Below are 13,921 nucleotides of genomic sequence, written 5' to 3' on the forward strand. Positions count from 1 at the left end.
ACGTCGCCCAACAGCTCAACGGGCGTCCACGCAAAACGCTCGGCTGGAAAACTCCAGCCGAGCGTCTGCGTCAACTACTGTCCGCCTGACCTACCAGCGGTGTTGCAACGACCCCTTGAATCCGCCGGGCGAGGGCGGGGCCGTGGCTCGTGGTCTCATCGCGGGCCTGGTCCACCGCTCCGGCTCCCCTCGCAGCGGCCCGCCCCGGTGACGAGCGCATGTTGCCGCTTCAACGAACCGCGCCACCCGATCGGTTCCCCACCGACGGCCCGTGAGTGGATGGCACCGCTCGAACGGTGTCATCCACTCACGAGGACCGCAGGCCCAGGGCGCGGGCGGCCAGCTGGGCCAGGTGCACCGGCTCGCGCTGACCGGCCTGGCGAAGCTGTGTGCGGCAGCTGAACCCGTCGGCGAGCACCGCTACGTCGGCGTCCGCGGCGCGGACGGCCGGCAGCAGCACCCGCTCGGCGCAGGCCATCGACACCTCGTAGTGGCCCTTCTCGAAGCCGAAGTTGCCGGCCAGCCCGCAGCAACCCGAGTCGAGCACGTCGGCGTCCACCCCGAGGGCGGCGAGCACGGCCTTGTCGTCCTCGGCGCCGAGGTCCGCGTGCTGGTGGCAGTGCACCTGGACGAGCGCCTTCTGCCCGGCCACGACCACCGCGTCGGGCAGCTCGCCGGCGTGCTCGGCGAGCACCTCGGCGAACGTGCGGACCCCCGTCGACAACGCGGCGGCCAGCGGTTCGCCCGGCAGCAGCTCCGGTCCGTCGGCCCGCAGCGCCGCGGTGCACGACGGTTCCAGCCCGACCACCGGGACACCCGCGGCGAGCCACGGCTCGATCGTCCGCAGGCTGCGCAGCAGCACCTTGCGGGCCGCGTCGACCTGTCCGGTGGAGGTCCAGGTCAGCCCGCAGCACACGTCGCGCGGCGGCAGCTCGACGGTGTAGCCCAGAGACTCCAGGACCGCGACGGCATCGTCGGCGATCACCGGATCGAAGTGGTTGGTGAACGTGTCGGGCCACAGCAGCACCCGCCCCCGCGGGCCCGCCGCAGCCCGCAGCGGGGTGGCCCTGCCGCGACCGGAGCGCAGCAAGGCCACCTTGCTGCGGCGGGACGCCGTGAACGGGCGCCGGGCGATCGGCGGGATGGCGCGTTCCGGGGCGATGCCGCCGACCTTCTTGGCCACGGCCGCCAGCGGGCCGCGCGCGGCGGCGTTGAGCGCGTCGACGGCGAGCGCCGGGAGCCTGCCGACCATCCGCATCCAGCGCGGCAGCGCACCCATCGAGTAGTGCGACGCCGGGCGGCGCCTGCCCTTGTACCGCTGGGCCAGGTACTCGGTCTTGTAGGCGGCCATGTCGACGCCGACGGGACAGTCGCGCTTGCAGCCCTTGCACGACAGGCACAGGTCGAGGGCCTCGGCGACATCCGGCGACTCCCAGCCACCCGTGATCACCTGCCCGTTGGCCATCTCGAACAGCAGCCGGGCCCGGCCGCGGGTGGAGTGCATCTCCTCCCCGGTCGCCCGGTAGCTCGGGCACATCACGCCGCCGGACGCGGTCACGCACTTGCCGACGCCCAGGCAGCGCCGGGTGGCGCGGGTGAAACTGCCGCGGTCGTGCGCGAACGCCAGCTCCGGCTCGTCGCGCAGCGTGGGCATCCCGACGAAGATCCGCAGATCGTCGTCCATCCTGGCCGGCCGGACGACCCGGTCGGGGTTCATCCGGTCGTCGGGGTCCCAGACGCTCTTGAACTGCTCGAACGCGGCGATGATCTCCGGCGGGTACATCCGGGGCAGCAGCTCGGCGCGGGCCTGGCCGTCGCCGTGCTCGCCGGACAGCGAGCCGCCGTGCGCGACGACGAGGTCCGCGGCGTCGGTCATGAACGCCCGGAAGTTCGCGATACCGGGCTCGGTGAGCAGGTCGAAGTCGATCCGCACGTGCAGGCAGCCGTCGCCGAAGTGCCCGTAGTAGGCACCGCGGCGCCCGTGCCGGGCCAGCAGCGCGTCGAACTCGCGCAGGTAGGCGCCGAACCGGTGCGGCGGGACGGCCGCGTCCTCCCAGCCCGGCCAGGCCTCCCCGCCGTCGGGGCTGCGGGTCAGGATGCCGGCACCGTCCTCGCGGATCCGCCACAGCGCCTTCATCCGCGCCGGGTCGCTGACCACGACGCTCGTGGCGCCGTAGGGCTTCATCGCACGGGCGACGGCGTGCGCGGCGGCCTCGGCCTCCCCGGGGGTCGCCCCGCCGGTCTCGACGTAGAGCCAACCGCCGCCGGGTGGGAGCGCGCGGCTCGCCGTTTCCAGCGGGTTGTGTGCGCGCAGGGCCGCGATCAGCCCGGCGTCCATGCCCTCGATCGTCAGCGGGTTGTGCTCACGGACGACCATGACGTTGTCCGCGGCCAGATAGGCGTCCTCGAAACCCAGTACCGCGAGTGCGCGGGCGGCCGGCGACTCCACCAGCCGCACCGTCGCCTCGAGCACCGTCGCGCAGGTGCCCTCGGTGCCCACCAGCGCCTTGGCCAGGTCGAACCCGTTCTCCGGAAGCAGCTGGTCGAGGTTGTAGCCCGACACCCGCCGGGTCAGGTCGGGGAACGAGGCGCGCACGTCGTCCGCGAGCTTGTCGCGCAGGTCCCGCAGCGCGCCGGGGATCCCACCGGCTCCGGGACCCGGCTCCCCGGAGCCGAGGCTCAGCCGCTCGCCGCGGTAGGTGAGCACGTCGAGCGCGTGGACGTTGTCGACGGTCTTTCCCCACGCCACCGAGTGCGAGCCGCACGCGTTGTTGCCGATCATCCCGCCGAGCGTGCAGCGGTTGTGCGTGGACGGGTCGGGGCCGAACGTCAGCCCGTGCGGCCGGGCCGCGTCGCGCAACGTGTCGAGCACCAGTCCGGGTTGCACGCGGGCGGTGCGGGCCTGCGGGTCGATCTCCACGATGCCGCCCATGTGCTTCGTGAAGTCGAGCACAACGGCGACATTGACCGCCTGGCCCGCGATGGACGTACCGGCGCCGCGCGGCAGCACCGGGACCCCGTGCTCCCGGCACACCGCGATCGCGGCCTCGACGTCGGCGGCGTCGCGTGGGGCGACCACCCCGATCGGCACCCGGCGGTAGTTCGAGGCGTCGGCCGAGTACATCGCGCGGTGCGCGGCGTCGAACCGGACCTCGCCGCGGACGGCGGCGGTGAGGTCGGCACTCAGGTCTCGGGCGGGGGCGGGCAGGCGTGCGTCGGACACGAGATCAGTGTGACGTGCCGCTGGACGCCGATCCCGTCGAACCGGATGTGGGCTTCGCGGCGGGCTCGGCTTCGGGCTTGGGCTTGGCCGGCTCGCCGTGCGAGTGGCCGTGCCCGTGACCGTGGCCGTGGCCGTGGCCGTGGCCGCCGGACCCGGAACCCGCGCCGCCGCCGAGCACCGGGTCCCCGGCGCGCAGCGGCGCATCGTGGTAGCGGCCCTCGTGGGCGATGATCGGCCGCTGGTCACCCGCGAGCTCGGGGTGCTTGGCCTCGAGTTTCTGGCGCCGCTCCCACTGCTTCTGCATCCGGGTGACGTACTCCCGGTTGCCGTTGTAGACCCCGCGCCAGGTCTGCGGCATCTGCTCCTTCGCGAGGCCGGCATCGGCCTGGCCACCCAGGCTGAACCCGGCGGGGATCTTGCGCGTGGCCCCGCCGCACTCGGGGCAGGCCGGAGCATCGGCGTCGAACGAGGTCAGCCGCTCGAAGCGCAACCCGCAGTCGCAGCGGTAGACGTAGATCGGCATCGCGGGCCCTTCGGGCTCGTGCGCGGCGACGGCCGCCGGAGCCGCCGTCGCCGCGCACCAGGGATCACCAGTTCTGGACGGACTTCGTCAGGATGTCGGCGATGTCGTCCTCGGTCGGCGTCTTCGGACAGGTCGCCAGCAGCCGCTGCTGCTTCATCGTGCCGGGCACCAGGTCGGGCACGTCGGCCTCGGTGTACCCGACGCCGCCGATCCCGTTCGGGATCCCGATGTCGCGCATCAGCCGGACCAGGACGGACGGGAGCTGCTCGCGCGCGTCGTTGTGCTTGTCCGCCCGTGGGTCCATCAGCTCCGCGGCCCGCAGGTGCCGCTCCGGTGCGCTCTCGAAGGAGAACCGGAACGCCTCCGGCGCCGTCAGCGACACCGACTGCCCGTGCGGGACCATCGGCTCGTCCTGCGGGTAGCCCGCCGGTCGGTAGTCCTTGACCATGCCCGCGATCGGGTAGGCGTTGGCGTGCGGGATGTGCACCCCCGAGTTGCCGAAGCCCATGCCCGCGAACGTCGCGGCCATCATCATGTTCGACCGGGCCTCGAGGTTGTCGGCACCGGAGTGGACGGCCGTGCGGAACGACTGGGCGAGCAGGGTCATGGCCCTCTCGCACCACAGGTCCGACACCGGGTTCGAGCCGCAGTAGGTCACCCGTTCCTCGGGCTTCTTGCGGTCGAACGTCGTGTAGTAGCGCGCCGTGTAGGACTCCAGCGCGTGGCACACGATGTCCATCCCGGACGCCGCGGTGACCTCCGGGGGCAGCGACATCGTGAGCAGCGGGTCGACCACGGCCAGGGTCGGGCGCAGCCGCCAGTGGCTGATCCCGGTCTTGACCTTCATCGACAGGATGTCCAGCACGCACATCGCGGTGGACTCCGAGCCGGTGCCGGCCGTCGTCGGGATCGCGATGAGCGGTTTGAGCTGGCCCGGCGGCACCTTGGCGTTGCCGATCGGCTTGTTGATGTAGTCCATCAACTCGCCGGGGTGGCTGGTCAGCAGGTTGATCGCCTTGGCGGTGTCGATCGCCGACCCGCCACCGACGGCGACGAAGCCGTCCCACGGGCCCTGTACCCGGGCGTACTCCGTCGCCTTGTTCATCGAGTCGTCGGTCGGCTCGACGTGCACGCCGTCGAAGATCTCGGACTCGATGTCGTAGCGCTTCAGATTGTCCGCGATGCGCTGCGGCGCCCCGATCGCACTGACCCCGGGGTCGGTGACGATCAGGACCCGCTTCACGCCGTAACCGGACATCTCGAAGCCGACCTCGTCCGAGGCACCGGCGCCGAACTTCAGCGGCGGCGCACCCCAGGTGAAGATCGTCTCTTCGGTCAGGTCGACGTCGGTCATGCCTTCCTCCTGCCGGGCGGGCGCCCTGCCGTCACGTGTAGGAACCGTCCGGCACCACACGCAGCTGGTGGATCTGGTCCGGGTCGTGGCCGAAGACCATCTGCGCGTCGGTCTTCTCCTGGATGCCACGGAGCTTCTCGACCGAGGAGTAGAACTGCTCCATGTTGTTGACGATCGCGGCCGGCGTGGCGGGCGGCCCGTAGCTGTCACCCATGTACACCGCGTCCGAGGTGAAGATCATCGTGCCGGTGTCCGGCAGGTCGACCTGCATCGACATGCAGCCCGGGGTGTGGCCCGGGGTCTGGATCAGCCGGACGCCGGGCAGGAAGTCGGTGTCGCCGGAGACCGTCTCGAAGTTCAGGCCCTCGTAGTCGGTCTTGAGGTGGGCCCCGTTGAACAGGTCGTCGAAGCTGTGGGCGAACTCCAGCTCCTTGTCGCTCACGACCAGCTTGGCGTCGGTGTTCTCGAACATCCGGACGTTGCCGGCGTGGTCGAAGTGCAGGTGCGACAGGATCACGTAGTCGATCTCGTCGAGGCCCACACCCATCGTCTTGAGCCGGGAGTCCAGGTACTCGTCGTCATTGACCGCGTCGTAGGGGAAGAAGTCCTGGAAGCCGGTCGGCGCCCAGCGCTCCTGCCAGTCCCGCGGGCAACTGGTGTCCCAGAGGACCTTGCCGTCGTCGGTCTCCACGAGGACGCAGTGCGTGGGCACCTCCGACCACGGTGTCGGCTGGTCCTTGTCGTGGATGGAGCGGATGGTCCGGCCGGGCTTGAGCAGCAGCCAGGTCAGGTCGGCGTGCATGGCCCCACAAGGGATGATGCTCACCTTGTTCGCAGTTGCCATCGTGGTCCCTTCGACGCTGAGGGATGTCGCCACGCGCTCGGGCGCGCGCCCGCAGAGGTGACCGTGGCATGTGGCATGTCACACGTCAATCCGTGCGCACGCAGCGACGCACTCCGTCATCCGGAACTCGTCGTCCGCCTTGGCGGCCCGCTCCATGGCCTGGTCTGCTTGACCTGCCTCACCGGCGGCGCCCGTGCACCGGGCGGGAGTGGCGTGCCACCGGAGGCCGGTCAACGCGCGGACCACCCGGTGGCCGCGGGACCTGGCAACCTGGTCCACATGCGGCGCTACGAGTACCGGGTACTGCAGATCCGCGAGAGCATGATCGGCGGCAAGTTGTCGGCCGACAAGCTGGAGAGGGTCCTCAACGACGCGGCGGACGAAGGCTGGCAGCTCAGGGCGATCACATCCACCGAGGTCAAGGGCCGGATCGGTCCTGGCGGCGTCGAGGGCCTGCTGGTCACCCTGGAACGGCCGGTCGGCTGACCGTCACGGCGGCCGGGAGCACCGCGTCCCCCGGTCATCGCGTCTTGATAACGTCTTCAGGCGCAGGTCCAGCAGCGAGGCCCGCGGTCCCTTGTAGACCGACCTCGCTGGACAGGTGCACATGCCCGACGACCTCGATCTGTCACGCTCGATCGAGGCGCTGAGTGGATCCGACGTGGCCGACCGGGTCGGCCGGTTCCGCCTCGACCTGCGCACCGGCCGGTGGACGTGGTCGAACGAGACGCTCGCACTTCACGACCTCCCGCTCGACGCGCCCGCCACGACGGCGACCCTGCTGGCATTGCGGCACCCGCAGGACCGCGACCCCGACCTCGGTCGGGTGGTCACGGCGATCGCCGCCGGCCGGCCGTTCGCCTCCGGGTTCCGGATCGTCACCGCGGCGGGCCTGACCCGGACGGTACTGGTCGTCGGCGAGCCCGAGCGCGACGACACCGGCACGGTGGTGGCGGTAAGCGGTCATCTGGTGGAGCTCACCGCCGAGGTCGACCACCGCGACGCCGAACTCGCCGAGCTGCGTGAGCGAGCCGACCAGTTGGCGCACGCCCTGCGCACCCGGCCCGTGATCGAGCAGGCCAAGGGCATGCTCATGCTGATGCACCGGTGCTCGGAGCAGAAGGCGTTCGACCTGCTCCGCGGTCTCTCGCAGGCCTCGAACCGCAAGCTGCGCGACGTCGCGGCGGAGATCGTCGACGCGATGTCCCGTGACGAACCGCTACCCGCGGGCACCGCACGGGTCCTCGCGGCCGAGCTCGCCCAGCCGGGTCTGCGCGACGTGGCCGAAGGGCAGAAGTCGCCCTGACACTAATGTCCGTCAGGTGACCGACGCCGTCTCCGAGTTGTTCGATCCCGAAGCCTGGCAGGTCGTCCCCGGCTTCGACTTCACCGACATCACCTACCACCGGGCGGTGTCCACCGGCGCGGTGCGGATCGCGTTCGACCGCCCCGAGGTGCGCAACGCGTTCCGCCCACACACGGTCGACGAGCTGTACCGGGCGCTGGACCACGCGCGGCAGACCCCCGACGTCGGCTGCGTGCTGCTCACCGGTAACGGCCCCTCGCCGCGCGACGGCGGCTGGGCGTTCTGCTCCGGCGGCGACCAGCGCATCCGCGGCCGCACCGGTTACCAGTACGCGAGCGGCGAGACGGCGGAGTCGGTCGATCCGGCGCGGGCGGGGCGGCTGCACATCCTGGAGTGCCAGCGGCTGATCCGGTTCATGCCCAAGGTCGTCATCGCGGTCGTCCCCGGCTGGGCGGCCGGCGGCGGGCACTCGCTGCACGCGGTCGCCGACCTGACCCTGGCCAGTGCCGAGCACGCCCGGTTCAAGCAGACCGACGCCGACGTGGGCTCGTTCGACGGCGGCTACGGCTCGGCGTACCTCGCCCGCCAGGTCGGTCAGAAGTTCGCCCGGGAGATCTTCTTCCTCGGGCGGTCCTACACGGCCGAGCAGATGCACCACATGGGCGCGGTGAACGAGGTGGTCCCGCACGCCGACCTGGAGAAGGTCGCGCTCGAGTGGGCGACCGAGATCAACGGCAAGTCGCCGACCGCGCAGCGGATGCTCAAGTACGCGTTCAACCTCGCCGACGACGGCCTGGTCGGCCAGCAACTGTTCGCCGGCGAGGCGACCCGGCTGGCCTACATGACCGACGAGGCCGTCGAGGGTCGCGACGCGTTCCTGCAGAAGCGCGACCCCGACTGGGCGCCCTATCCGTGGCACTACTGACGCCGTGCGGCGCCGGGCGGGAGGCGGCGCGGGGAGCGGGGTGCCGGTGATGCTGCGACCGGTGCCCGTCGACGGTTCCCCGGACACCGTCGCCGAGCTGGTGGGCGCGCTCGGCTCCACCCTGGACGGCACCGGGCCCGCGGTGCTGCCGGTCGGGCCCGCGGGCCGCGACCGCCCCGTCCCCGAAGCGGCTCCTGCCCCGGGCACGGCGGTCGTGATCACCACATCGGGCTCCACCGGCGAGCCCAAGCACGTGATGCTGACCGGTACTGCGCTCACCGCGTCCGCCCGGGCCACCGAGGCCCGGCTCGGAGGGCCCGCCCGCTGGTTGCTCGCGCTGCCCGCCGACCACGTGGCCGGGGTGCAGGTGATCGTGCGTGCCCTCCTGGCGGGCGCAGCGCCGGTGGTCCAGGACGTCCGGGACGGTTTCCGCTCGGCCGACTTCGCCCGGGCCACCGCCCGGATGCCCTGGGGCGCCCGGCGGTACACGAGCCTGGTGCCCACCCAGCTGCTCCGGCTGCTCGACGCCGGGGGCGCCCCGCTGCACGCCCTGTGCGGATACGACGCGGTGCTCGTTGGCGGGGCCGCGCTCGATGCCGGCCTGCGTGCCCGGGCCGAGGCGGCCGGGGTCCGGATCGTGGCCACGTACGGGATGAGCGAGACCGCCGGCGGCTGCGTCTACGACGGGCTGCCGCTCGACGGCGTGGCGGTCCGGCTGGACGGGGGACGGATCCTGCTGGGCGGCCCCACCCTCGCGGCCGGCTATCTCGGCCGGCCCGCCGAGACCGCCGCGGTGTTCGCCGACGGGTGGTTCCGGACCGGCGATCTCGGCCGGTGGGCCGGGCCCCGGCTGGAGGTGCTCGGCCGGGCGGACGACGTGATCGTCACCGGCGGGGAGAAGATCGCCCCGGCCGCTGTGGAACGTGTACTCGCCGCCCAGCCCGGAGTGCGCGCGGCGTGCGCGGTCGGGCTGCCCGACCCCGAATGGGGCGAGATCGTGGCCGCGGTGCTGGTACTCGCCGACCCGGCCGCCACGCCCGACTCCGACCGGCTCGGGGCGGCCGTGCGTTCCGAACTCGGCCGCGCCGCCGTACCCCGCCGGCTGCTCGCGGTGGACGAACTGCCGCTGCGCGGCGTGGGCAAGCCGGACCGCATCGCGGTGCGCCGACTCCTCACCGCGACGGACTGAGCCGGAGACGGCGACCCAAACCGGTTACGACGAGTTACACCCCATGGTGGTGCTCACTCTGCGTTGATTGACCACTACTCATTTGTCCGATCTGCTGCCCTCACTGACGGAACATGCATCACTGCCGTCACCCCAGTAACACCGATCGAGTCCAGGGAGTCGACAGGATGCGGACCAGGCTTCGCACCGCGCTGCTGCTCGCCATCGCCGGCGTGCTCACCGCCGGCACGGTCGCGCCGGCGTCGGCCTCGGAAGCGAGCGCCTCCACGTGGTCACCCGATCTGTCCCGGGGCGAGGCCGCCGGCGTCACGATGCGCGCCGGGGCCGCCGAGCTCGATCCGCAGCAGGCCCACCTCGCCCCGCAGGACGCCACCACCGGCGCGGGCGCGATGGCCGAGGGCGGACCGGACGCTGCGCCCGCGGCGATGGTGCCGACCGGGCTGCTCACCCTCGATCCCCAGACCTTGGACCGCCCGACCGACCGGGTCGAGTCCGCGCTCGTCGCCGACCTCCCGCCGGGCAGCACCGCCACGGTCGACGTGCGCGGTCGCCGGGCCACCGGCAACTGGACCGAGTGGATCCCGGCCACGCCGGTCACCGGCACCGCCACCGAGGGCGCCGCCACCGGAGGCGCCGTCTCGGCAGGCACCGTCGAACTGCCGGAGCCCGCGACCGAGGTGCAGAGCCGCCTCGTACTGACCGGGAGCCCCGGCGCCGAGCCGCGGGTGCGCGACGTGCGACTCACCGCGCACCCCGCGTCGGCCTCGTCGATGACCGAGGCCCGCAAGGGTGGCGCGGAAGGCGCGGTGCTCAGCTACCGCGTGTTCGCCACCCGCGAGGGTCTCGTCGGCGGCACGACCGCCAACGGGCACCAGATCGTCGAGCGGGACCACTTCGTCGCACTGCCCTCCCGCCGGGCGCTCTCGCCGCGCAACACCAGCGACTACTCGGTCAAGGTCTGCGCCCCCAACGGCCGCTGCGCCTTCGCCCCGGTCTGGGACATCGGCCCGTGGAACACCCGCGACGACTACTGGAACCCGGGCTCGGTGCGCCAGGAGTGGGGCAACCTGCCGCAGGGTGTCCCGCAGGCCCAGGCGGCGTACCGGGACAACTTCAACGGGGGCAAGGACCAGTTCGGCCGCCGGGTGGCGAACCCGGCCGGGATCGACCTCGGCGACGGCGTGTTCTGGGACGCGCTCGGCCTCACGGACAACTCCATGGTCACTGTGGACTACCTGTGGACCGGTTCGGTCCGGCTTTCCAAGGTGAGCATCGAGAGCGGTGCGGTCGACGTACTCGCCGCGCCGAGGGCAGGCGCCGAGGTGGTCGGCATCGCCGCGGACCGGGCCGACGTCCCCGTCCGGTGCGCGCTGGGCAGCGGGCCGGGGAGCTGGCTGCAGATCGGTGACGGCCAGTTCGTGACGGCCGGGGCGGTCCCGAACGCCGGTCCGATCGAGGCCTGCACCGGCGCGGGATAGGTTTCACCTGTGGCCAACCTGGCGCAGTGGATCGAAGGTGCCCGTCCGCGCACCCTTCCGACGGCGGTCGCGCCGGTGCTCGTCGGCACCGGCGCGGCTCTCGGTGCCGGCACCGTCGCGCCCGGGCGCGCGGTGCTCGCGCTGATCGTCGCCGTGGGCCTGGTGATCGCGGTGAACTTCGCCAACGACTACTCCGACGGCATCCGCGGCACCGACGACGACCGGGTCGGCCCGCTGCGGCTGGTCGGCTCCAAGGCGGCCGCGCCGGCGACCGTGCGCACCGCCGCGTTCGTCGGCTTCGCGATAGCCGGGCTTGCCGGGCTGACGTTGGTCTCCCTGAGCCGGCAGTGGTGGCTGATCGCAGTCGGGGCGGTCTGCATCGCCGGTGCGTGGTTCTACACCGGCGGCAAGCGGCCCTACGGGTACGCGGGCCTGGGCGAGGTCGCGGTGTTCGTGTTCTTCGGCCTGGTCGGCGTCCTCGGCACCGTGATCACCCAGAGCGGCGCGCCGGGGCCGCTCGCCATCGTCGGCGCCGTCGGGGTGGGCGTGCTGACGTGCGCGGTCCTGGTGGCCAACAACCTGCGTGACATCCCGACCGACGAGGTGGCCGGCAAGCGGACGCTGGCCGTGCTGCTCGGCGACGCCGACACCCGCCGGTTCTACGCCGCGCTGGTGGTACTGCCGTTCGTGCTCACCGCGCTGTCCGGGCTGCGCAGCCTGCCGATGCTGTTGGGGCTACTGGCGCTGCCGCTCGCCGTCGTCCAGATCCGGCGGGTCCTCGGTGGGGCCGACGGCCGCAAGCTGATCCGGGTGCTGCGCGACACCGGACTCCTGCTGCTGGCCTGGTCAGCCGCGACCGCCGTCGGCCTCACGCTGGGCCTCGTCGTCTGACGGGGCGGACTCGCCCGGACGCTCGTCGCCGCGCAGCCGCGCGCGCAGCGCGGCCCGCTCCGCCGCCCGGCGTCGGCCGGCGGCGGCGATCGCGCCGTCGAGCCGGGCGCGCATCCCGCGGAAGAGCAGCAGCGACAGCGGCAGCGCGACGATCAGGCCGAGCAGCAGCGCGAGCAGCAGCGGGACGCCGGCCAGCACCAGGAACCCGGCGATGACCGCGAGCAGGCCGAGCCGGGCCAGGGTGTACAGCGCCAGGGTCGCGGCCAGCCCGGGCTGCTCGCCGACCACGGCACCGGAGGGACCGGAAGGCGTGGGCGCGGAGGTGCTCATGCTTCGAGGGTACGACCGCGGGCCGGGATACCACCGCGCACGTCGACAGATGTCGGTCAGGGACCGGCGATGGAAAGGTGAGGGGAGGACACTGACAGTCGCCGGATTTTGCCCCTCTGTGATCTCGATCATCCCAATAGGGCCAACTGTCCCTTTCGTCCTTTAAGAGCCCTTTACCTTTCGACAACCGTTCGAGTACCTGGGGTCCGAGGTGTCACGATGGCCCGGAAATCAACGATGCGGGAGGCCCGGATGTCAACTCCGACCCAGAACGCGAACAACGAGCGGCTGCTCACCCCTGGTGAAGTGGCGACCCTGTTCCGCGTCGACCCCAAGACCGTGACCCGGTGGGCCTCGGCCGGTCGAATCGGCTCGATCCGCACCCCTGGTGGGCACCGCCGGTTCCGTGAGTCCGAGGTCCGCGGCATGCTCGCCGACCTCACGAGTGAGGCGACGCTGCCCACCCGGGGCTGAGCGCCCCTACGAGATCAGGTGACGGGCCCGGCGGCCGGCCGTTTCCGGTCGCCGGGTTCTTTACCCGCCTCTTGCGGCCTCTCCGCTAACCTCGTGAGCGGAGGTGGTAGTGATGCTGGTCCTCATCGCGTTCGCCGGAGCCGCGATCATTGCGCTGCTGCTGTGGAGGGCGATGAACAGCGAGCGCGTGGATACGCCGCGCGTGCAGCGACGCCCGACGGCAGGCACCACACTGCCGCGAACGAGCGGCCCGGACGACGATCCCGAGTTCCTTCGTCAGCTCGACGAGAAGGTCAAGCGCCGCGACGACCCGCCCTCGGCCTGACCCGCGGTCCGGACCACCCGGGTCTGCTCCCCCGCCGGCTCAGGACGGGAACCCGTCCGCGACCGATGCCGCGAGTTCCAGCAGGGCGATCCGGGTAGCCCGTTCCAGCCGGTCCAGGTCCACCTCCGCGCCCTCCTCCAGATGCGCGTCGAACGGGATCCGGACCACTGCCCGGCAACGCAGCGCGAAATGCTCGGCCACCCGGTCCAGATCCACCCCGCCGGCGGAGCGATGCACGCAGTTGATCACGGCCACCGCGTTCTTGACCAGGTCCCCGTGTCCGTGGGCATCGAGCCAGTCCATCGTCGCCGACGCACTGCGTGCGCCGTCGATGGACCCCGACGACACGATGATGAGCTGATCGGCCACGCCGAGCACCCCGTACATCGCCGAGTGCATCAGACCGGTCCCGCAGTCGGTCAGCACGATGTTGTAGAAGTGCTCGAGCAGGTTGACCGTGCGCCGGTAGTCGTCCTCGCTGAACGCCTCGGAGACGGCCGGGTCCTGCTCGCTCGCCAGTACCTCCAGCCGCGAGGGCCCCTGGGAGGTGTAGGCACGCACGTCGGTGTAGCGTCGCACGCGCTGGGCGTCGCGCAGCAGGTGCCGGACCGTGGCGCTGGTCTCCAGCGGGATCTTCTGGCTCAGCGTGCCGCGGTCGGGGTTGGCGTCGACGGCGACCACCCGGTCACCGCGCAACGAGGCGAAGGTCGCGCCCAGGGTCGCGGTCATCGTCGTCTTGCCGACCCCACCCTTCAGGCTCAGCATCGCGATCTTGTAGCAGCCCAGCAGGGGCTGGTTGACCCGCGCGGTGAGTTCGCGCCTGCGGATGTCGGCGGGGCTCTCCCCCGGGTTGATCAGCCGGCCGGATGCCAGGTAGACCAGCCGTCGCCAGCCGGACTGCGGCGGGCGCTTCGTCGGGCGCAGCAGGCGCGCCGAGGACAGGTCGGCCCCGGCAGCCAGATTGGCATCGTCCGTGCGGGCCCGCTGGGCCTCCTGCGCCGCGACGGCGCCGGGGTCCGTCCACCCTGAACCCCGGCGCCGTCGCGGCGCAGGAGGCCC

At 72.2% G+C, this 13,921-nt stretch carries 14 protein-coding genes; 8 read left to right on the forward strand and 6 right to left on the reverse strand.

The annotated features are described in order from the left end of the window. Window positions 1-307: 307 nt before the first annotated feature. From HF519_RS26380 to HF519_RS26395, 4 genes are all read right to left on the reverse strand, one after another. The gene (locus HF519_RS26380; protein WP_312860364.1) at window positions 308-3,223 is read right to left on the reverse strand and encodes an FAD-binding and (Fe-S)-binding domain-containing protein; all 2,916 of its coding nucleotides are present in this window, start codon (window positions 3,221-3,223) and stop codon (window positions 308-310) included. A gap of 4 nt (window positions 3,224-3,227) precedes the next feature. Further along, the gene (locus HF519_RS26385; RefSeq protein ID WP_169415697.1) at window positions 3,228-3,746 is read right to left on the reverse strand and encodes an FmdB family zinc ribbon protein; all 519 of its coding nucleotides are present in this window, start codon (window positions 3,744-3,746) and stop codon (window positions 3,228-3,230) included. A gap of 64 nt (window positions 3,747-3,810) precedes the next feature. After that, window positions 3,811-5,100: a hydroxyacid-oxoacid transhydrogenase gene (locus HF519_RS26390; RefSeq protein WP_169415698.1), complete on the reverse strand. Its 1,290-nt coding sequence runs from the start codon at window positions 5,098-5,100 to the stop codon at window positions 3,811-3,813. Window positions 5,101-5,131: 31 nt separating this feature from the next. Next, the gene (locus HF519_RS26395; RefSeq protein ID WP_169415699.1) at window positions 5,132-5,944 is read right to left on the reverse strand and encodes an N-acyl homoserine lactonase family protein; all 813 of its coding nucleotides are present in this window, start codon (window positions 5,942-5,944) and stop codon (window positions 5,132-5,134) included. Between the two features lie 249 nt (window positions 5,945-6,193). Here HF519_RS26395 and HF519_RS26400 point away from each other — a divergent pair, with 249 nt between their 5' ends. The 6 genes from HF519_RS26400 to HF519_RS26425 all read left to right on the forward strand — a co-directional run bounded on the left by HF519_RS26400 (window position 6,194) and on the right by HF519_RS26425 (window position 11,733). Next, window positions 6,194-6,430, forward strand: a complete 237-nt coding sequence (locus HF519_RS26400) for a DUF4177 domain-containing protein (RefSeq protein ID WP_312860365.1) — start codon at window positions 6,194-6,196, stop codon at window positions 6,428-6,430. Window positions 6,431-6,551: 121 nt separating this feature from the next. Further along, window positions 6,552-7,250: an ANTAR domain-containing response regulator gene (locus tag HF519_RS26405; protein ID WP_169415700.1), complete on the forward strand. Its 699-nt coding sequence runs from the start codon at window positions 6,552-6,554 to the stop codon at window positions 7,248-7,250. A 16-nt stretch (window positions 7,251-7,266) separates the two neighbouring features. Then, on the forward strand, window positions 7,267-8,175 hold the full coding sequence (locus HF519_RS26410) for a 1,4-dihydroxy-2-naphthoyl-CoA synthase (RefSeq protein ID WP_169415701.1): 909 nt from the start codon (window positions 7,267-7,269) through the stop codon (window positions 8,173-8,175). 49 nt (window positions 8,176-8,224) lie between these two features. Beyond that, the gene (menE, locus tag HF519_RS26415; RefSeq protein ID WP_211170616.1) at window positions 8,225-9,364 is read left to right on the forward strand and encodes an o-succinylbenzoate--CoA ligase; all 1,140 of its coding nucleotides are present in this window, start codon (window positions 8,225-8,227) and stop codon (window positions 9,362-9,364) included. 167 nt (window positions 9,365-9,531) lie between these two features. Beyond that, a complete protein-coding gene (locus tag HF519_RS26420) occupies window positions 9,532-10,842 on the forward strand; it encodes a DUF8814 domain-containing protein (protein ID WP_169415702.1) in 1,311 nt (436 codons plus the stop codon). A 9-nt stretch (window positions 10,843-10,851) separates the two neighbouring features. Further along, the gene (locus tag HF519_RS26425; RefSeq protein WP_169415703.1) at window positions 10,852-11,733 is read left to right on the forward strand and encodes a 1,4-dihydroxy-2-naphthoate polyprenyltransferase; all 882 of its coding nucleotides are present in this window, start codon (window positions 10,852-10,854) and stop codon (window positions 11,731-11,733) included. Here HF519_RS26425 and HF519_RS26430 read toward each other — a convergent pair. Next, complete coding sequence (locus HF519_RS26430; protein ID WP_169415704.1) at window positions 11,689-12,063, reverse strand: DUF4229 domain-containing protein; 375 nt, start codon at window positions 12,061-12,063, stop codon at window positions 11,689-11,691. The genes HF519_RS26425 and HF519_RS26430 overlap by 45 nt on opposite strands. Before the next feature lie 252 nt (window positions 12,064-12,315). Here HF519_RS26430 and HF519_RS26435 point away from each other — a divergent pair, with 252 nt between their 5' ends. Both HF519_RS26435 and HF519_RS26440 read left to right on the forward strand, forming a co-directional pair. After that, entirely contained in the window at window positions 12,316-12,537 is a 222-nt protein-coding gene (locus HF519_RS26435) for a BldC family transcriptional regulator (RefSeq protein ID WP_169415705.1), read from the forward strand. Between the two features lie 112 nt (window positions 12,538-12,649). Then, window positions 12,650-12,862: a hypothetical protein gene (locus HF519_RS26440; RefSeq protein ID WP_169415706.1), complete on the forward strand. Its 213-nt coding sequence runs from the start codon at window positions 12,650-12,652 to the stop codon at window positions 12,860-12,862. A gap of 39 nt (window positions 12,863-12,901) precedes the next feature. Here the strand turns inward: HF519_RS26440 and HF519_RS26445 are convergent. Further along, a partial coding sequence (locus tag HF519_RS26445; protein ID WP_169415707.1) for a MinD/ParA family ATP-binding protein occupies window positions 12,902-13,921 on the reverse strand: 1,020 nt, incomplete at its 5' end.

This window comes from Pseudonocardia bannensis (assembly GCF_012911875.1).
Classification (GTDB): Bacteria; Actinomycetota; Actinomycetes; order Mycobacteriales; family Pseudonocardiaceae; genus Pseudonocardia; species Pseudonocardia bannensis.

Coding starts and splice junctions, on each gene's coding strand:
- HF519_RS26405 (WP_169415700.1), top strand. CDS start 6,552: ATGCCCGACGACCTCGATCTGTCACGCTCGATCGAGGCGCTGAGTGGA.
- HF519_RS26385 (WP_169415697.1), bottom strand. CDS start 3,746: ATGCCGATCTACGTCTACCGCTGCGACTGCGGGTTGCGCTTCGAGCGG.
- HF519_RS26395 (WP_169415699.1), bottom strand. CDS start 5,944: ATGGCAACTGCGAACAAGGTGAGCATCATCCCTTGTGGGGCCATGCAC.
- HF519_RS26390 (WP_169415698.1), bottom strand. CDS start 5,100: ATGACCGACGTCGACCTGACCGAAGAGACGATCTTCACCTGGGGTGCG.
- HF519_RS26440 (WP_169415706.1), top strand. CDS start 12,650: ATGCTGGTCCTCATCGCGTTCGCCGGAGCCGCGATCATTGCGCTGCTG.
- menE (WP_211170616.1), top strand. CDS start 8,225: ATGCTGCGACCGGTGCCCGTCGACGGTTCCCCGGACACCGTCGCCGAG.
- HF519_RS26430 (WP_169415704.1), bottom strand. CDS start 12,063: ATGAGCACCTCCGCGCCCACGCCTTCCGGTCCCTCCGGTGCCGTGGTC.
- HF519_RS26420 (WP_169415702.1), top strand. CDS start 9,532: ATGCGGACCAGGCTTCGCACCGCGCTGCTGCTCGCCATCGCCGGCGTG.
- HF519_RS26435 (WP_169415705.1), top strand. CDS start 12,316: ATGTCAACTCCGACCCAGAACGCGAACAACGAGCGGCTGCTCACCCCT.